Raw genomic sequence first — 18,269 nt, forward strand, 5'->3', positions numbered from 1 at the left:
ATTATTTTATTACAATCTTATTTATAGCTTCCCAAATATTCTCAGAGGCAAGAATTGGATTTTCTCCTGCGACAATACTATACCATTTTTTTCCATCGTAAACATTAGATAATTTCTTATCTAAAATTTGTTTTACCTGATTTTCTAAATCTAACTTACTCGTACAAAAAATAGCAGATTCCTTACTGGGCATACTTCTAAAATGAACATATTTATAGTTCTGACCAATATCTCTAATACCTTTTTTTAATTGAGGCTGTTCGTAATTAAAATAGATGCAGGGTTTATCATGAGCGACAAAATCAAATACAGTTGAAGAACAAACATTTGTTACAAATTCTGAATGTGCACAAACATTATGCAATAATCCCAAATCCTCTTTTGTAGGTAAAATTTCATTCCAGTTTTTTCCCACTGCTTTCCATAATGGATCCACAACAGTTATAACATCTTTATAAGAATTAAGTATGTCGTCGTAACGAGATGTTGTATCAACAGGACATTTACGATAGATAATACCAACATTTTCGCCTTTAGCATTTAGACTTATTACGGCTTTTGCCAAATCTTCCAAATAATACTGATCTAAAGGTGAAGTTGTTTCATCATCACCAGAAAAGCAAATATATCTTTTCGAACTATCAAGATTGTTTTCTTTAAAAAACGTTTCTCTACTTTTAAACAAGTTACGATTATAATGAGGTTCGAATTGAGGTGTCCCCGTAACAAAAACCTGAGATTCTTTTACAAAAGGATAATATTTTAAAATTTCCTGTTTCATTAAATCACTCCAGACAAAATAAAAGTCAGCTTCGACTACCTGCATTGCTTTTGGCACATTATCCCATGAATATACAAAGGAAACTACCGGAATATTAAGATCCTGAGCTGCCAGTAATGCACTAATCGATTGCGTTGCTCTTTGAGTAGTGCAAAAAATCAAATCAGGTTTGTGTTCCTCTAATTGCGCTTTGCAATATTGATATTTTGATGTCGAACGTTCCAGGGCATTGATACGTTTTCTTATTCTTAAAATTCCTTCCTCTGATGAATTAAAACCAATCAATAATTTGATATATAATGTTTTTAAAATGTTTTTAAATCCATTATAACTAAAAGAAAATTTATAAGTTTGATATACTGGGTCTTTAAACTTTTTTTGAGAAACATTTAATTCTATATGTTTTCTAATTCTCGAATAAAGAGGCGTTAAAGGATGCGTGGTATGATTCTCAATTTCAACCTCATTGTATCCTAAATAATCGTTTAAAGAAAAAACTGTGTTATTCCAATAGGTAATTTGATATCCTTTTTCTTCTCCAATTTCTTTAAAATTTGTAAAAGCAAAATTGCGAAGTCCAACACCGTCTGGCAGAAAAATAAATATTTTTTTTTTCATTCTATTTCATATTCAAATCTTTGATGATTATCTAAAAACTCCTTATTTAAAAGGACATACTTTCATTAAGCCATCACATAATTTTTCTACATTTTCTTTTAGGGGTAAACTTGGTAAATCTGCAAACAAGTTTTCCATTTGAGTATCTGTAAAAGGAGAAATTCTAATTTCAGGAGTATAAAATGGCAACTGAATCGATTCAAAATAGTCCTGATACTTTATATCATCTCCGAAAACCTTATCTGAAAACTTTTGCCAAACAGACGGGATTCCATACGCATGCCCAATAATTATTCCATGTAGAGAAGAAGAAATTATTTTTTCGCATTGCAAAAACTCTATAGTTTTAGATTCGATATCATTTGTCATCATATCAATCAACAATACGTCCTGATTGTCTTTAAACCAATGATGTACTAATTTGTAATCATTGTAATGTGGTACGAAGCCAAATTTGTATTTTTTCTCAATTTTTGGATTAAAATATCGCGGTAGCAATAATGCCGGGTCTCCATAAATTTCTGGAACATCATAGCCAAAACCCAACAAATACTGACGTGTCTGTGGACCGCGAACGGCTAAAAAAACAGCGTTTTTAATTTTTGCTTTTTGATCAATAATTCCGCTTCCCCAAACAATACATTTGTGATTTACGTTGGCTAGAATACTTCCTACAGTAACATAAATGGGGATAAACCAATCAAGAATAGAGAACTTCTTTGGCCAGGCAAAAACAACTTTCTTTCCTGAAATTTTTTCAACAAGATATTTCCCTAAAACGTCGCCGTAATTTTCTTTGGACTTACCCTGAATTACTTTTTCATTCCACCAAAAAAGTCTTATTCTATTTGAAAAAAACATTCAGTTAGACTTTTTTATTTTTTAATTTATCTCGTTGAATTTGTTCAATTGGCAATATATCAGAACTCTTAAAAGTTAATGCCTGATAAACAGCCTGAAGATCGCGGGTTAACTTACGTAAACCCATTGGTTCTAATGAAGCCGCGTGATCTGTACCTTTCCAGGTTCTGTCAATTGTATAATGTCTTTCTATGATATTGGCACCTAGAGTATAGGCTGCAATATCAACGGCAATTCCCAAATGATGCCCCGAGAAACCAATATGTTTTACCTTATCTCCAAATTTTTGATTCAACAAATTAATATCCAGCAAGCAAACATCCTCAAACGGAACAGGGTAACCTGAGGTACAATTATATAAAACTAGATCTTTATTTCTTCCTTTTTCAGTAAAATACGCTACTAAAATTTCCGTCTCATTTTTAGTAGTCATCCCGGTAGAAATATGAATTTCACCCTGATAATTATCGCATAACCAACCTAACATTTCAAAATTGTTGTTACAGGCTGAAGGAATCTTAATAAATTCGGGATTTAATGACGAGATCTCTTTTGCAGAAGTTGTATCCCAAACTGATGTTGAATATACAATTCCAATTTCCTCACAATATTCTTTAAGTTCACGGTGCTGCTCTACATCAAACTCTAAATATTCTCTATGCTCACCATAAGTGTTTCCATATGAATTTGAAGCGTTCGGATGTGGAGCATAGTACTGCTCTTCTGTTAAAAGTTCTTTATTGTTACGTTTCTGAAATTTAACTGCATCTGCATTTCCAAAGATTTTAGCAATTTTAATTAATTCTTTGGCAATGGCCATTTCGCCTTTATGATTACATCCAATTTCAGCAATCACATAAGGTTTTTTATAATCTTTCATAACGTTTATTATATTTTAATAAAATTTCACAAGTTTCTCTAATTGCACCATCTCCTGAAGCATTTGTCAATATATAATCTGCATTTGCTTTGACTACTTCTGTTGCATCAGCTGGTGTAAACGACCATCCAACACTACAAATATTTGCTAAATCATTTACATCATCGCCCACGTATGCAACGGCACCAAAACTACTATTTCTATCTAAAAGAAACTGAGTTAAAAACGAAAACTTATCCTTAACCCCCAAAAAAGTATGTTTTATTTGCAATTTCTTCATTCGCTGTGCTACTAACTCAGAATTTTCTGAAGTCATTACGATTACCTCAACCTGATTTTGTCTGATTATTTCTAATCCCATTCCATCACGCATATCAAATTTTTTGGCCAATTCGCCCTCGGCATCATAATAAACGCATCCGTCTGTAAAAACACCGTCAACATCCAATACTAAATATTCAATTCGTTGGTGTACTTTCTTCTTTTTCTGACGATCTGCTAGTAAACCTTCGACAATTTCCCAATCAGACAAACTATCAATTTCTACAAGTGATTCTTCAGGCATCCTTACTAAACCAATTGAACCGCTAACTCTATTTTGAGAAGACAAAAACGCTTCTTTTGTTGTTGTATAAACAGCGCCATTTTCGATCAATAAGCCTTCGAAATCCTGGCGTCTTGGTCTCTTAAAAACGTCATAATTTTGTGGAGTTCCGTCAGAATTCCAAATAAAACGATGCGTATTGACAACAGTCAATGCAGAAGCTTTTTTGTTTACAATAATTTCATTTAACGCTGCATTGATATCTTGTGCTGTTGTCATGGGCGAAGTTGCCTGTAATAAACATAAAATATCAAAATCATTTTGAACACTTTCTGCAAATTCCAACAAAACGCTTTCTGTAGATGCCGTATCAGAAGCATTTTTATCATTTCGTAAAAGTGCTTTTACTTTTGGAGACCAAAAATATTCCTTGTTTACATAATTGATTATGTCTTCATCATCTGTAAAAATGTATACTTCATCTAATTCTGAAAAAATAGCGGCAGTAAGAGCCCAGGAAAAAAGCGGACGCCCAAGCATTTTCTTTTTATTTTTCCCCGGAATCCCTTTTGAGTTTTTACGTAGTGGAATTATTGCTGTTTTTTTCATATATAACATTTTAAATGCACCCAAAAATAACTTTTAAACTTAAAAAACGATGTATTATACTAATTAAAATTATGCTCATCAGGCACATAACTATCAGAATAAAAAAAACCTCTTACCCTCCAGCGTCAAAGCACCTAATTATAAATGAATTATGAAACAAGTATATAACAAAAAGGTTATACTAAGAGAACAAAGCTAGCCTGAAATATAAGAGCCAAACTTATTCATATTAATAATTTTTATTATAATTGTTGAGATACCTAAACATAACAAAACTGTAATTGGAGTACCTATTAATGGAGAAATCAACGAAGCATTTATCGCAAAACTATCTAATATCCATAAAACCAAAACATGAATTAAATAAATGCCATAACTAAAATGACTTATCTGCCCTATAACTAAATTGCTTTTTCGATTAAAAAAATCAGACAATCTAAAAAAAATGAAGATGCCAATCGAAGCGAGAAGTACATTAAAACTAAAAAAATCATATAATGAGCTGTCGGTTTTTCCTTTTGAAAGTGAAAGCCAATAGGTACCCAAAAAAGTAATAAGAGAACCAGAAATAAAAAGCAGTAAAGCTATTATTTTCCACTTTTTTGTATTCTTAAATTCAATAACAGACAAATAATAACCTAATACTAAATAACCAACATATCCTGAAAAATAAAGCAACTCTATTGGTGGTTTGTAATTTTCCATTCCCAGGTTTTTAAATGAAAGAGTTACAAACCACAACAATAAAAAATAATGAATTTCATTTTTCTTTGCCCTCATAATCCAGGAATTAAGTATTGGGATAATCAGTATTAATCCTAAAAGCATGTAAACATACCACAAATGGTAAGCGCTGCCAAAATAAACAGATCTGATCAGTTTTTTAATTATATCAAAAAAATGCATTTTTTGATAATCGCTGGTTTTTATAAAAATTGAATATAAGACATAACAAATACTCCAGAATAAAAAAGGCAAGAGAATACGAACAAAGCGCTTTTTGAAAAAAATAACAATCTGATACTCTTTATTGAGCAATAAAGCTCCTGAAATCATTACAAACACAGGCACACAAAATCGAGACACAGCATCATAAAAATTAGCATAATTCCAAAATGCAGTTGGCAATAAACCAAATTTGGTAACCAAAGGTGAGGCTGTATGTACAAAAATAACTGCAAGGACAGCAAGTACACGCAGGTTTGAAATCCACAAAAAGTTTTCTTTAGTATTCAAAATTCAATTTTTAATTAACATATTTTCCACAATTAAATTATGCTAAAGGATTATAAACTTCTAACTTGGTGTTAAACATACTATTTTCTCCCATGCTTTCAATAAGATTAGAAAAATCCAATTCAAAATTTGATTCATTTTGATCCAGAAAAAATACTTTTTTATTATCGATGTATAAATTAAACATTTCTTTACCCATATTATGAATTAATAATGACGGGATTCCCATTAAATAAGCTTCAATTAAACAACCAGAATAATTTGTAACATGCAAAAAAGAACTGGCAAGAGATTCTGGCAAAGGAGTTTGAAATGCATCCTGAGTCACGGCTTTATCACCAATATTATGCAGCATCAAAAAATCATTTAATGATTGCAAGCTTATGTTACTTCTTGGATGCAATCTAAAAATCCATTTCAAATTCGATTTTTTTATTAATGAAATAATTTTAGGAGTAATCATATCCTCAATCGAAAATGGAGTAGTTTGTAAGCTATAAAAAATTTGTTTTTGATCACTTTTCTCTATATTCTTATATTTGTTCAAATAATATGAAACAAAAGGTTGTCCCACCAGTCTTGACTTAACTTTGTTTGTCTTAGAAGCCCATTTTTCGATATTGCTTTTTGATCTTGAATCCCAATTCCAAAATTCAACTGGCATTATATTGAAACCTTCTTTTGGAACTTTTGTCCAGCTGGTATAAGCCATATGAATGTTAGTTTGTGGCCCGTGCTGAAAATCTATGGTCGTAATTTTTAAATCGTTACCAACCAATAGGGCGGCTGTCAAATCATCCAAACCATAATATCCAAGAAAAACTATTTTAGATGGTTTTACTTTTTTATAAAATAATCTATAAAATGTTTTAAGTGATTTAATTTTATTAGACCAATTAATTAAGTCTTTCTGTGAAATCTTCACTTTTTTCAATTCAAAAAAATGTAATGACAACCAGAGATAAAAGTCATCATACCCTTCTAAATCAATTGTGTTTTTATTTTTTGTAAAAACAGAAAACACTTTAGAGAATAAAGTATAATCATTCAAATATTTTTTTAATTCTATTATAGCACCAGGATTGTACATCTTGTTATAGGTTTTTTGATACTCGACCATATAAACCTCATCTTCCAATTTATGATGTTCAATCATTGAATCATAAAATCTATTAAAATAAACACCCTCATTTACAACTCTATGAATATGTGAACCAAAAAATAAAATCTTTTTATTTTTCAACATTAAAAAAAACGAAATTAATCTCACGAAAGCGCCTGTTATTTTTATAATCATTAAAAAATAACGCAGTAAAAAATTGGCCTTTTCTTTCTCTGTCTTTTTATTTGTTTCGGTTGACGAATCTGATTTATTCATTTGAACTAAGAAATCTATATAGATCTTAATTCTAACATAAGGCCAAATATCAATTCCATTTATATTCCATAAATCTACAGGCCACTTTTGCTCAATATCAATAATCAATTGTTTAATATCTTCTTGAGTCGAAATACTTTTTTTCACTTATACTAATCTTTAATTTCTATTGGCACATCACCTAAACTATTATAACTATCCAGTACTTTTTCTTTTAAATATTCAAATTCTAATTCTTCCTGAAGTTTTTTTAAATCCTGATTTGTTTTAGGCACATGCACGATTGCATCCAAAATGTTTGATTTAATTTCAGAAACATCTTCGCAATTTTCAATTAGCAAACCATTAACACCATGATTAATAATCTCTGTCGTAGCGCCACCCGGATTTGACTGGATAGGATAAACATCCATGCAGATAGCTTCTAATAAAGTATTAGGAATTCCATCTGAGTTACTATTACCAATGTAAATTTTAGACCGCCCCATAAGTTGAATAACTTCCTGATGTGTCATTTTTCCTTCTATTTGAAAATTGGGCCAATCTTTTAATGTCGATTTTTTTGCATAATCTAAGGTTTCCTTGTCAGAACCAAAAACAACCATCGTATAATTTGACAATTCTTTTTCCAGCAATTCTATTGCTTTTAAAACCGAAATAGCTCTTCCTGATCTTCCTTGAAAACCTTTAATTAAAATAATTTTTCGTTGTTTTTCGGGTAATTTAAATTGTTTCATAAAGGCCAGGTCAAATCCGCCTCCACCAGGAAAAACACCAAGAAAATCGCCTGTAAAGCCATATTTCTTTGCTATCTCATAATCTCTCTTGCAATCTGTAAACAAGTAATCTACTCTGGGCAAAACCCGTTTTATATCTTTTAAATATTTTGAATCATTTTGAAAATAAAACAAATCGCTGCCCCAGGAAGAATAAATCCATTTTTGATTTGAATATTTTTCCATAACCGAGATTATGGGAGTACATGATAAATATAACGCAAAACTATGTACCACATCCGGCTTTATTTCGTTCAAATATTCTTCAAAAACTTTAGCGGTTTCCCTTTCGTTTATTTTTTGAATTTTATAATTTATTTCAGGAAATTTACTTTTTAAAAATATTCGGCCCGGATAATTCCATTTTAGTTTCCAGTTCGTTTTTTGTGAGACCCAATTTAATCTTTCAACTTTGTTACTCATTCCGGTAATGTCAAACCAATACACCTCATACCCTGAATCTTGAAGCTGACTAGTCCACCTAAAAAAATGAAGTGATGAAATCGAAACCATTAGGATTTTCATTACTTAAAACAAATTTTAAGGTGAATTAAGCCTTCATTTTGATTAAATGAATATTGGTAGGGTAAATTTCTGTAATGCAAAACAATTTCCTGGAGAATCATATCGTTTACATTTTTTATAGATAAAAATTTAAGATATTTTTTTCCCAAAATTCTTTTTACTGATTGCTTTATTTTATTGTTGTTGGATACATCTTTAATAATTACAGAAACGACTTTATCTTCAAAATTATTTAATTGCGCTAATAACGCGTTCACATTAGATATTTCTGGCTCAATCTCTATTGTAGTACAGTCAGTAGTATTCGATAATTTGGCATACTCCTTTTTTTCAGGCAAAACACCCCATTCCTGATCTATGTTTGCCTTTATTTGTTTACTCGTTTGTGAAATAAGAATATAGGAGTGATTAATTCTTTCTAATTTAAAATGATAAGGATCTGTACTTAAATTAGTTCGATATGTTTTTGGATGCCATTGATGCTTAAGAAGAATCTCTTTTTTGTAAAATTCAATTTCAACTCCAAGATTTTCTAATCGAACATGAACATCTGTGTCTTCTGCACCCCAGCCGTGATAAAATTCATTGTATCCATTAATTTCTTTTAATAGTTGAGTTGGATACAATGTCATTCCGGTAGCCTCTTTTTTTGAAGTAAAGCTAATAGTCGCATTATCAAAATTTTTCTGGAGTGCTGTTTCTTTTTCGCCTAAAAAGCCAACTTGAAAATAGGTGACTCTGGATTCATTTTTAAGTTCGTGAAGTCTGCTGATAAAATCAGAGTGAAAAAGCATGTCAATATCTCCAACAAAAAAATAAGCGGTTTTACATTGTTGCAAAATAATATTTATAGCCCTGCATTTATTCCATAATTGTCCGGAAACAGGGCAATTCAAATACTTAATTTTAGGATATTCTAAAAGGAGCTTTTCTAAATGAGGCACATAAGTTTCATTTGAACCATAATCAACAAAGAACAATTCAAACTCATTATTGGTTTGCATTGCTAAAGAGTCCAGACAGTTTTTTATAGTCTGTAAATCACGATTACGATTGGTTAAAACAATTGTTATCATTAGATATTTTTATAAATTGGCTGCAAATAATTTTGCTTATAATAACTTTTCATAAAAAATCAGCTACTATCGTTGAACTTTTATTCCCGTAACAATAATAATTACGAAGAATAATATTTTATTTAAAGAATTTTATAGCGATGTGAAACAAAGTGTTAGTTCTTGAATTTTATCTTTTCTCTTGTTTAACCATGCATGTAAAAAAAATTTATTGTTTTGCGATCATACTCATAAAAATATGTCAACAATTGGAACATTTTTAACCTTCTTATAGAATGCCATATAATAATTATCTCATTTTTTACAACTATTTAGAAAGACATCTTCTAGTCTTAAACCTTTTTAGGTTATTTCATACCCCTAAGCCACAATAAAATTCTTCATTTAATTAAATAGTAAATCAATACTACTATTTTTATGAGTTATAGACTAACTCATAACTTTTTTTTTCTAAGCGAATTACTTATTTTTAATTTTACTATCAGAGATAAGAATTCAAATTTCATTTTTTTTAAATACTCTTTAGGTAAATTAAAAGTCATTTTCTTAATAAAATTTAATGCTATTTTAAAAATCGATGGATATTTTAATTTATGCAATTGATAATGTGCTATTGTTTCAATTTCCCATCTTTTTAGTTTTTCTTTATCATTTCTATTAGCAAAATAAAAAAAAGTTTCATTTATATCGAGAATTTTAAAACCAGCTTTTAATACTCGATCAGACCATTCCTTATCTTCACTTGCTATCAGCTTTTCATCAAATGGATAAGTTTCCCAAACCTTTTTATTTACTATTGCACAAGCAGCCATCAAACCAAAATTCAAACCATCTTTAACCAAGAAATCATTATTCAATGCTCTTTTATAATTTTCGATAGAATTAATAAATCTTGCACCAGCCGATTTTTCCTCTTTATTGACTGCTATAATTGTATTTTTGAAAAAAGACATTCCTATTGGGACAGCATGTGAACTTAAAAGTAAAATGAGATCATTTTTGGCATTTTTAATACCTAAATTAATTGCTTTTCCATATGTAAAATTTTCAATGGTTATAATCTTGCATTTAAATTTTTCCGCTACAAGTATACTTTCATCTGTGGATTTATTATCTACTACAATTATCTCATCAATATCATCGATGTATATTTTTTGCAAAATATTCAAAATGGATTCTAAAGCAATTGCTTCATTTTTATTCCTTATAACAACTGAAATCATTAATTTTTGATTGAATAAATTATTGCGTTAGTGCATTTTTTTAGAAACTTAAAATTTATTTTTTTATTAAAATTTATTTTTTTTAGAGCCTTTAAATAATTTCGCTTTCGAATTAACTGAAAAATATCATAATCGATCCACGAACCTTCCCATAAATGAATTGCGATTGTATTATCGACTGCATGTTTTAAAAAGGCTTTTTGAAAAGACTTGTTAACATCAAAAGGTAATGGATAGAAATATTCAGCTGGATAAACACATAATCCCTTCATTTCTATAAACGAATCAAAGGTTGTATTAAAAGTATTGGTATATGCTTCAAAAACTCTTGTCAAAACTCTAGGGATTGCCAATTTCAATTGCCACTCCTGCGGTCTTTGATCGTCATAGTATTTTAGGCATTCTTTTATAAAGTCGTTTTTTTTAATTCCTCCAAAAATGCTCGCGTTGATTAATTTTTTGTCTTGAGCACCAATAAAAAAACTTTGATTTAATAAGGCATCGAAATCTTTCACCAAGAACATATCTGTGTCCAAATAAATTCCACCGAAATCGTACACCGCTTTTAATCTCACATAATCAGCTACAAAAGCAAATTTTTTCTTATTATATGCAAATTGAATAAAAGGATGATCAAGATCTGAATTCTTTTCATCCCATAACATAAATTGATAATCTGGTAAATGTTTTTTCCATGACGCAAAACAAATTTCCTGAATATTAGAATAATCGGCGTTGCCGAACCAACAATAATGGATTATTTTAGGAATCTGATTCATATTTTTTCTTTAGAAAATTCTTGAATTTAGTAGATTGAATATTAAATTTTCGACACAAAAAAAATGCGAGTTTAATTTTCAAAAAATTAATCTTGTCTTCCTTTAATCTAAAAAGAAATTGATTTTCTAAGTTTCTCAGATTAACAAAATCTTTAAATTTAAGATGACGAAACCATAATGCAATAATTCTATTATAAAATAATGTTATGAGCATCTCATTTTTTTGCTCTCTCACTCTACTATAATTGCTTATATAAATATATCCCGTGCATTTTTGATTTTCGATAATATATTCTTTATCTTTTGAAGTCTTTCTCTCTGAATGATTTCGATGAAAAAATTGGAAACTATCTATAATACGAACTTTATTATTATCAATTTTATAAAAAAGTCTTGAAAAAAACTCTGTTTCTTGGCCCCGAACTATCCAATCTTCAAATAACTTTCTATTGATTAAAAATTCCCTTCTTATCATTACGCAATTCGTTATAATCTGTAATTCCCATAATAAGAAATCTACAAATAAATTACCGCTGGATTTGAATTTCATTTCTTTAAGAATGTTTAATTGAGAATCGCAAAAATATCCTGGTGCAATCACAATATCAATATTTTCATTAAAAGAAGAAAGTTTTGTAAACAAAAAATCTTTTTCCATTGTATCATCATCATCAAACCAGTTAATAAATTCTCCTTTACTTACCTCAAATCCATAATTCCGCGCAGCATTTCCCCCTTTTAAAAGATGTTTCGGTCGATCATAAAACTGAAATCGATTGTCTTGTTTGATATACTCCTTAACAATTTTTTCTGTGTTATCAAGAGAACCATCATTAACAATGATACATTCCCAGTTTGTGTATGTTTGACTAATAACACTATTAAGTGTTTCACTTATCAAGTGAGCACGATTATAAGTAGGTATAATTATAGAAATTAAAGGAGTCATTTTTTATAAAAATGATTTCTGAGGAATTTTACTGATCATTTTACTCTTGGCAATTTGGTTTTTATCTATTGAATTTAAAATTCGAAGTTTCAAATATGCATTAGAACTATCTTTTAATCTAAATAATAAACCTGATTTAATGATTTGAAAATAACAATGAAAATATTCACGTTTAAATGAGAAATCATAAAAAACATTAGAAGCTTTTAAAAGTATTCTACGTTGATATGCAATTTTTATATCATCGAAATAATGATTTTTATTTCTATCTTCCCGATCATGATAAATTTTAGCAACAGGGAGAATTCCTATAGATAACTTATGAAATCTAGCCCTCTGACAATAATTATCATCTTCTCCATAATGAAAAAAAACAGGACTAAACCCGCCCACTTTTTCAATGCAATCTCGAGAAATTAGCCATGCGGCTGCATTGACAAATTCCGTTTTATATATTTTATCGTCTGTTATATTTAAAAAAATATCTGAAAATAATTTTTTACATTTGGGTGGGCTTGCAAAAGAGGAAAAATTATAATCTAATGCATCTCCTTTTCCATTTAGGTGCATCGGACTTAATATTCCAAATTGCTTTTGCTTTTGATGAGCAATAATCAACTTTTCAATAGTATCTTGTTCGATCCAGGCATCCTGATTTAACAAAAAAAAGTAATCCGCACCATCATTATAAGCTTTTTTTATTCCAATATTATTTGCTTGTCCAAAACCTAAATTTTTATCCAATTCTAACAAGGTGACTTCTGGATATAATTCTTTTATTATTGTTGTCGCATTATCAGAAGATTTATTATCAATTACTATTGTCTGTAGTTCAAGGGTACTTTTTCTCAAACTCGAAAAACATTTTTCAATCCACTTTTCCGGATTAAAAGTAACTATAATTACCGCTATCTTCATTAACTCTTAATTTTCATAATAGACTTGATTTTGCGATTTACTCTGGCAAGAAAAGAATACTTTTTATAAAGTCTTTTTTGCACTTCAGGGTTTAATAGTGAATAATATTTTTTATATAATAATTTATCATAAATATCATAATCTTTTATATCATCTCTTCGATTAACATTTGTTGCCTGGTCCTGATGAATTCTAAACTTTACAAGTGGCTCATTGATAATGACAATTTTGTTGTTTTTTAATACTCTATACCAAAATTCATAATCTAAAACTTGTTTCAGATCAGTTCTAAAGTAACCAATTTTTTTAACAATTGACTTTTTAAACATTACAGTACTTGGTTCACCTATTTTATTTAGCGGTGACAAAGTGAATTGCTTACTTCTAAATAACTGATTATCTAAGATTAAAATCTCATTTTCAGATTGAGAAATTGTTTCTTGCAAATCGCCATACTTGCTAATCCATTGCTTTATAGTTTCATTTTGTGAATTTTCATCAATTATAAAGCTTCTTTTTGAGGCAACAAGTCCTATTTGTGGGAATTTATTATAAGCATTCACCATTTCTTCGATGCAATTATATTCTAAAACATCATCTTGAAAAAGAAATTTTATATATTCACCATTAGCAAGTTTGATACAATTATTCCAATTACTTCCTATTCCTTTTTTACTATTATTATAAATGTAAACAGGAATATTGACTTCGCTTTTAAAATTATGAATGAGTAATAATGTATCGTCACTAGAAGTATCATCACTAAAAATAACTTCAACATTAGAATAGGTCTGTTTTTTAATACTCTCTAAAGACTCTTGTAGATATTTAGCTCCATTATAAGTTGGAATGCAAATAGATACTAGTGGCTTGTTATTAATCACCATTTGCTATTTATTTAATTATTTCCCTAAGTTATACTTCAAAGTATCTTTTTTTATGATAATACTTCTTTAGTTATTTCTAAATAACTTTTTTTCCATTTTTGACAAGGTTCTAAATGATTGCCTTCAGCCCATTCATTCCATGCATTAATGAATAGAAAATTTTCAGGAACAGATTCCCAAGAATAATTTTCCTTTATATGTTGTAACCAAATTTTATATTTTTCAGGTGTTGAATCGTGTAATATGAAATTATTATTTTTTCGTCTTGCCGAATTGTCCCACATCGGAGTTATCCCTGGATACACATCTTTTAAAAAAAGCTTATTCATCTGATTCTGCGCAAAATCCAAATAATCAACGTAATAATTCATATTTCCTTTTATCCTAAATATATTTTTTATTTTTCTTGTAATTTTTTTTTGAAAAGTTGTAGGGTAAATTTTTGCAGTAGCATTATGTAAAGAATTTGGCTGAAAATCAAAAGCAAAATCAAAACCTTTATCTGCTGGATCAAATTGATATTCTTTATTTTGAGCAAAGCCTATATATAAATCTGGAAAACCAAATTCCTTAACTATTTTTCGCCAAATTTCAATTGTTTTTTGCATATTTGGAAAAAGATTTGGTCTATAAACAATAAATACAGGCTTACCTTCAACCTTTATATATCTATCATCTTTAAAATAAGAAATTAAGTGCTGAATATGATTTGCATCATCATCAAAACTATAATCTTGTTTACGTAATACTTCTTTATCTAAACCATCCCAAGCTCTTGTCCAATTTTCATTTGCCCAGCACATCATGAAAGGTAAATCTTCTTTAGGATTATTAAGCTTTCTATCTAATGGTTCGTTTAAAAGTCTTTTTCCATTAAACCAATAATGATAGTAACAAAAACCGTAAATTCCATACATCTTAGCAAGTTCTTCCTGCGCTAATCTTGTTTCCTCTAAACGTAAATCATAAAACCCTAAATCAGCAGGTAAATGAGGTTGATAATGTCCTTCGAATCTTGGATGAGCTTTCGTCACATTAGTCCATTCGGTAAAACCTTTACCCCACCATTCATCATTTTCGGGAATCGGATGAAATTGAGGAAGGTATATTGCAATAGGTTTTATTTTTTCCACAACTTTCTTAATATATTTATTTTTCTTACAAAAAAGTGACCTAATTTATAAGATTCTGAGTTTAAAACTTCTTGATATTTTTTTGAATCAATGAGTTTTTGTTTATTCATTTCATTTTTAACTGCCTTAACACCGTTAAAAATTGAGGTTCCAATTTCTAAATAAAGCTCCGAATCAACATTAGAACATAATGCTAAATTAAAGTAAGGTTTGTTATAAAACTGATCATAAAATAATTCATTATAAATAGTTGTGTAATCTCCGTCAAAAAAACTAAAATCCGATCTCTTATTTTGATCAAATGAATTTATTAAGGAACCTATAACAAAGCGCTGATTAAATAATTTAACATTTTTGAAATTATTATTTAACAATTTTTCAAAATCAAGCAGACTTAATTCTTTTATGTGATAAGGGTTGTTAGGATCTCTCTCAGAATAAATACTTTTTTCTGGAGATGAAATAAGGATTATACCATCTGGTTTAAGCACCCTAGAAACTTCCTTCATCATCAAATCGTGCTTATCATGATGTTCAATTGTCTCAAAAGAGATTACCACATCAACAGAACTATCTGGTAATGGTATTTCATCTGTAGAGCCAACGGTAAACTCAATATTTGTTGACGATGCATATTTAACTTTCGCATGGTTTATAGATTTCTCATCAATATCAACTCCATAAACTTTGACTGCATTTTTACTTAAAAGGAAACTACCATATCCTTCGCCAGAAGCTATATCTAAAACGATCTTATCTTTAGTCATTTTTTGAGCTAAAGCATATCGATGTAGATGCTCAATAACCCCGTGAATTGAATCAACGCTTGTCGTTAATCGTTCACCTGTAAACTCCAAATCTTTCATACTTAAATTTTATAAACTCTTAACATTATCCCACTCCAAAATTGGACGAATAACTCCAGGAAATTTTCCTTTGTAATAACTTCCCCTAGCAGATTTATTTGTAAAATCATCAATTATATTAAAAGAGAATTTATTTATTTCATGAAAATGAACCCTGAAAATCCCCCTATAAGACATTGCAGCAATACCACAAAAATGAAATCCTTCTGAAAGGAAATTATTAGGAAACCAAACAATTGTTTGATAAATTCCTACTTTATAATTAATATTATTATTTCTTTGATGCGAACTTAAAATATGAATTTCCTCGTTATTAAAAAGATTCAATCCTAATACCAAATCATCCGTTTCATTTAAAATTTCAAATTTTATTCGAATTCCAATCCTCTCTGTAATAAAATAATCCAATTTAGATTCAAGTTTATCATTTAAAACTTCTGTCTCCAATAATCTAATGGCTTCACTAGATGGAGCATCTTCAATAGAGTATTTTTTAACAGAATTTAGATTCATATTTAGACTTAAATACTCTGATATAGCTTCAACTACATTCCCTTCATAAACAACTTTTCCATGTTCTAAAACAATTCCTTTAGTACAAAGACTTTTAACCGCAGCCATATTATGACTCACAAACAAAACAGTCCTTCCTCCTTGTCGTGAAATATCCTGCATTTTCCCAATAGCTTTTTTCTGAAATTCAGCATCACCAACAGCTAATACCTCATCAATAACCAAAATTTCAGGTTCTAAAAAAGCGGCTACTGCAAATGCCAAACGAACGGTCATTCCAGAACTATATCTTTTTACTGGTGTATCAATGTAGCGCTCACAGCCAGAGAAGTCAATAATTTCATCAATTTTAGAAATGATTTCTTTTTTGGTCATTCCTAAAATAGCACCATTTAAATAGATGTTTTCCCTCCCTGTCATTTCCCCATGAAAGCCAGTTCCTACCTCCAGTAGTGAAGCAATACGTCCACGCGATTTTATACTGCCAGTTGTTGGAGCGGTCACTTTTGAAAGTATCTTCAGTAGGGTTGATTTTCCTGCACCATTTTTTCCAATTATACCCAAAACTTCACCGCGCTCTACTTCAAAATTGATATCCTGTAAAGCCCATACATATTCTGAAGTTCCTTTTGTAGAACGATCATTAGTATCACCTATTTTTAAATATGGATTTTCTTTTCCACGTATTTCATGCCACCATCTATTAAAATCGTGACTTAATGTACCAGTACCAACTTGTCCTAAACGATATTGTTTAGAAATATTCTCTGCCTTTAAAATGATATCTTTTTTCAATTATGAACTATGAATTGTAGGTTGTAAATTATCTAAAAATAAATTGCGGTCTAAACAGTATCTATAAAACTTTTTTCTGTTTTATTAAAAATCAAAAGTCCTATAAAGAAAACGACTACAGTCACACTCAAAGTGTAACATAATCCTAAAATCGAAATATTACCTACACCTAAAAGCATATAACGTGCTGTTTCGATAACATAAGCCAAAGGATTGTATTCGACGATCCAGCCATATTTAGGCAATTTTTGTTTTATCAATTCCATCGGGTACATAACGGCAGATAAATACATAAGTAATTGTATTCCAAAACCAACTAAATAACTAAAATCACGATACTTTGTCACCATAGAGGAAATGATCATACCTAGCCCAAGTCCTAAAATCCCCATGATAATAACTAAGACAGGGAAAAATAATACCATACTATTTAAGTTTAAATCGGCTCCTCTACAATAATAGATAATATAAAAGACAACAAAAATTAAAAATTGAATTCCAAATTTAATTAAGTTAGAAATTACAACAGATAACGGTGTAATAAATCTTGGGAAATAAACTTTTCCAAATATTCCTGCATTCGATTTAAAGGTATCTGACGTACCATTTAAACAGGAAGTAAAATAATTCCACACCATAATACTTGCCAGATTAAACAAAAATGGAGGAACTGGCCCTGTATCAATTCCGGCAACATTATTGAAAATGATGGTAAAGGTAATAGATGTAAATAAAGGTTGAATTAAGTACCAAAGTGGCCCTAAAACTGTTTGTTTATAAACCGTGATTACATCTCGTTTTACAAATAGAAATAATAGATCTCTGTATCGCCAAACCTCTTTAAGATTTAATGTAAAGAATTTGTTTTTTGGTGTTATTTCAAACAGCCATTCATTGTTATTATCTGTAGTATTCATTTCTG

Annotated in this window: 17 protein-coding genes; all 17 read right to left on the minus strand. The window is 29.6% G+C overall.

From position 1 onward, the window contains the following. Nucleotide 1: 1 nt before the first annotated feature. On the minus strand, nucleotides 2–1,399 hold the full coding sequence (locus AC3ITQ_RS01815) for a glycosyltransferase family protein (RefSeq protein WP_489236584.1): 1,398 nt from the start codon (nucleotides 1,397–1,399) through the stop codon (nucleotides 2–4). Between the two features lie 42 nt (nucleotides 1,400–1,441). Continuing rightward, entirely contained in the window at nucleotides 1,442–2,260 is an 819-nt protein-coding gene (locus AC3ITQ_RS01820) for a polysaccharide pyruvyl transferase family protein (protein ID WP_489236585.1), read from the minus strand. 4 nt (nucleotides 2,261–2,264) lie between these two features. Next, a complete protein-coding gene (locus tag AC3ITQ_RS01825; protein ID WP_489236586.1) occupies nucleotides 2,265–3,140 on the minus strand; it encodes an N-acetylneuraminate synthase family protein in 876 nt (291 codons plus the stop codon). Further along, nucleotides 3,127–4,293: a cytidylyltransferase domain-containing protein gene (locus tag AC3ITQ_RS01830; RefSeq protein WP_489236587.1), complete on the minus strand. Its 1,167-nt coding sequence runs from the start codon at nucleotides 4,291–4,293 to the stop codon at nucleotides 3,127–3,129. Before AC3ITQ_RS01830 ends, AC3ITQ_RS01825 begins: the two co-directional genes overlap by 14 nt. Before the next feature lie 195 nt (nucleotides 4,294–4,488). Next, nucleotides 4,489–5,529: an acyltransferase gene (locus AC3ITQ_RS01835; RefSeq protein ID WP_489236588.1), complete on the minus strand. Its 1,041-nt coding sequence runs from the start codon at nucleotides 5,527–5,529 to the stop codon at nucleotides 4,489–4,491. A 37-nt stretch (nucleotides 5,530–5,566) separates the two neighbouring features. Further along, nucleotides 5,567–7,054 carry a hypothetical protein gene (locus AC3ITQ_RS01840; RefSeq protein WP_489236589.1) on the minus strand — a complete coding sequence of 496 codons (1,488 nt, stop codon included), beginning with the start codon at nucleotides 7,052–7,054 and terminating at the stop codon, nucleotides 5,567–5,569. A gap of 5 nt (nucleotides 7,055–7,059) precedes the next feature. Next, nucleotides 7,060–8,208, minus strand: a complete 1,149-nt coding sequence (locus AC3ITQ_RS01845; RefSeq protein ID WP_489236590.1) for a glycosyltransferase family 4 protein — start codon at nucleotides 8,206–8,208, stop codon at nucleotides 7,060–7,062. Next, on the minus strand, nucleotides 8,208–9,284 hold the full coding sequence (locus tag AC3ITQ_RS01850) for a glycosyltransferase family 2 protein (RefSeq protein ID WP_489236591.1): 1,077 nt from the start codon (nucleotides 9,282–9,284) through the stop codon (nucleotides 8,208–8,210). Before AC3ITQ_RS01850 ends, AC3ITQ_RS01845 begins: the two co-directional genes overlap by 1 nt. A 434-nt stretch (nucleotides 9,285–9,718) precedes the next feature. Further along, entirely contained in the window at nucleotides 9,719–10,507 is a 789-nt protein-coding gene (locus AC3ITQ_RS01855; RefSeq protein ID WP_489236592.1) for a glycosyltransferase family 2 protein, read from the minus strand. Further along, on the minus strand, nucleotides 10,507–11,286 hold the full coding sequence (locus AC3ITQ_RS01860) for a glycosyltransferase (RefSeq protein WP_489236593.1): 780 nt from the start codon (nucleotides 11,284–11,286) through the stop codon (nucleotides 10,507–10,509). Before AC3ITQ_RS01860 ends, AC3ITQ_RS01855 begins: the two co-directional genes overlap by 1 nt. Next, nucleotides 11,270–12,235, minus strand: a complete 966-nt coding sequence (locus AC3ITQ_RS01865) for a glycosyltransferase family 2 protein (protein ID WP_489236594.1) — start codon at nucleotides 12,233–12,235, stop codon at nucleotides 11,270–11,272. The genes AC3ITQ_RS01860 and AC3ITQ_RS01865 overlap by 17 nt, the downstream gene beginning before the upstream one ends. Nucleotides 12,236–12,238: 3 nt before the next feature. Further along, nucleotides 12,239–13,153, minus strand: coding sequence for a glycosyltransferase family 2 protein (locus AC3ITQ_RS01870; protein ID WP_489236595.1), 915 nt, complete (start codon nucleotides 13,151–13,153; stop codon nucleotides 12,239–12,241). After that, the gene (locus tag AC3ITQ_RS01875; protein ID WP_489236596.1) at nucleotides 13,153–14,040 is read right to left on the minus strand and encodes a glycosyltransferase; all 888 of its coding nucleotides are present in this window, start codon (nucleotides 14,038–14,040) and stop codon (nucleotides 13,153–13,155) included. Before AC3ITQ_RS01875 ends, AC3ITQ_RS01870 begins: the two co-directional genes overlap by 1 nt. 50 nt (nucleotides 14,041–14,090) lie before the next feature. Further along, nucleotides 14,091–15,173 carry a glycosyltransferase WbsX family protein gene (locus tag AC3ITQ_RS01880; RefSeq protein ID WP_489236597.1) on the minus strand — a complete coding sequence of 361 codons (1,083 nt, stop codon included), beginning with the start codon at nucleotides 15,171–15,173 and terminating at the stop codon, nucleotides 14,091–14,093. After that, nucleotides 15,161–16,039, minus strand: coding sequence for a class I SAM-dependent methyltransferase (locus AC3ITQ_RS01885; protein WP_489236598.1), 879 nt, complete (start codon nucleotides 16,037–16,039; stop codon nucleotides 15,161–15,163). The genes AC3ITQ_RS01880 and AC3ITQ_RS01885 overlap by 13 nt, the downstream gene beginning before the upstream one ends. Before the next feature lie 9 nt (nucleotides 16,040–16,048). Further along, nucleotides 16,049–17,347, minus strand: a complete 1,299-nt coding sequence (locus tag AC3ITQ_RS01890; RefSeq protein ID WP_489236599.1) for an ABC transporter ATP-binding protein — start codon at nucleotides 17,345–17,347, stop codon at nucleotides 16,049–16,051. A gap of 50 nt (nucleotides 17,348–17,397) precedes the next feature. Continuing rightward, nucleotides 17,398–18,264 (minus strand): ABC transporter permease, encoded by an 867-nt coding sequence (locus tag AC3ITQ_RS01895; protein WP_489236600.1) that lies wholly within the window; start codon nucleotides 18,262–18,264, stop codon nucleotides 17,398–17,400. Nucleotides 18,265–18,269: the final 5 nt, after the last annotated feature.

It is taken from the genome of Flavobacterium sp. KH_001, assembly GCF_057840745.1.

Bases quoted from the DNA above. Each gene is read 5' to 3' on its own strand.
- AC3ITQ_RS01845 (WP_489236590.1), bottom strand. From the start codon at position 8,208: ATGAAAATCCTAATGGTTTCGATTTCATCACTTCATTTTTTTAGGTGG.
- AC3ITQ_RS01865 (WP_489236594.1), bottom strand. From the start codon at position 12,235: ATGACTCCTTTAATTTCTATAATTATACCTACTTATAATCGTGCTCAC.
- AC3ITQ_RS01895 (WP_489236600.1), bottom strand. From the start codon at position 18,264: ATGAATACTACAGATAATAACAATGAATGGCTGTTTGAAATAACACCA.
- AC3ITQ_RS01820 (WP_489236585.1), bottom strand. From the start codon at position 2,260: ATGTTTTTTTCAAATAGAATAAGACTTTTTTGGTGGAATGAAAAAGTA.
- AC3ITQ_RS01815 (WP_489236584.1), bottom strand. From the start codon at position 1,399: ATGAAAAAAAAAATATTTATTTTTCTGCCAGACGGTGTTGGACTTCGC.
- AC3ITQ_RS01875 (WP_489236596.1), bottom strand. From the start codon at position 14,040: ATGGTGATTAATAACAAGCCACTAGTATCTATTTGCATTCCAACTTAT.
- AC3ITQ_RS01855 (WP_489236592.1), bottom strand. From the start codon at position 10,507: ATGATTTCAGTTGTTATAAGGAATAAAAATGAAGCAATTGCTTTAGAA.
- AC3ITQ_RS01825 (WP_489236586.1), bottom strand. From the start codon at position 3,140: ATGAAAGATTATAAAAAACCTTATGTGATTGCTGAAATTGGATGTAAT.
- AC3ITQ_RS01860 (WP_489236593.1), bottom strand. From the start codon at position 11,286: ATGAATCAGATTCCTAAAATAATCCATTATTGTTGGTTCGGCAACGCC.
- AC3ITQ_RS01870 (WP_489236595.1), bottom strand. From the start codon at position 13,153: ATGAAGATAGCGGTAATTATAGTTACTTTTAATCCGGAAAAGTGGATT.
- AC3ITQ_RS01885 (WP_489236598.1), bottom strand. From the start codon at position 16,039: ATGAAAGATTTGGAGTTTACAGGTGAACGATTAACGACAAGCGTTGAT.
- AC3ITQ_RS01830 (WP_489236587.1), bottom strand. From the start codon at position 4,293: ATGAAAAAAACAGCAATAATTCCACTACGTAAAAACTCAAAAGGGATT.
- AC3ITQ_RS01850 (WP_489236591.1), bottom strand. From the start codon at position 9,284: ATGATAACAATTGTTTTAACCAATCGTAATCGTGATTTACAGACTATA.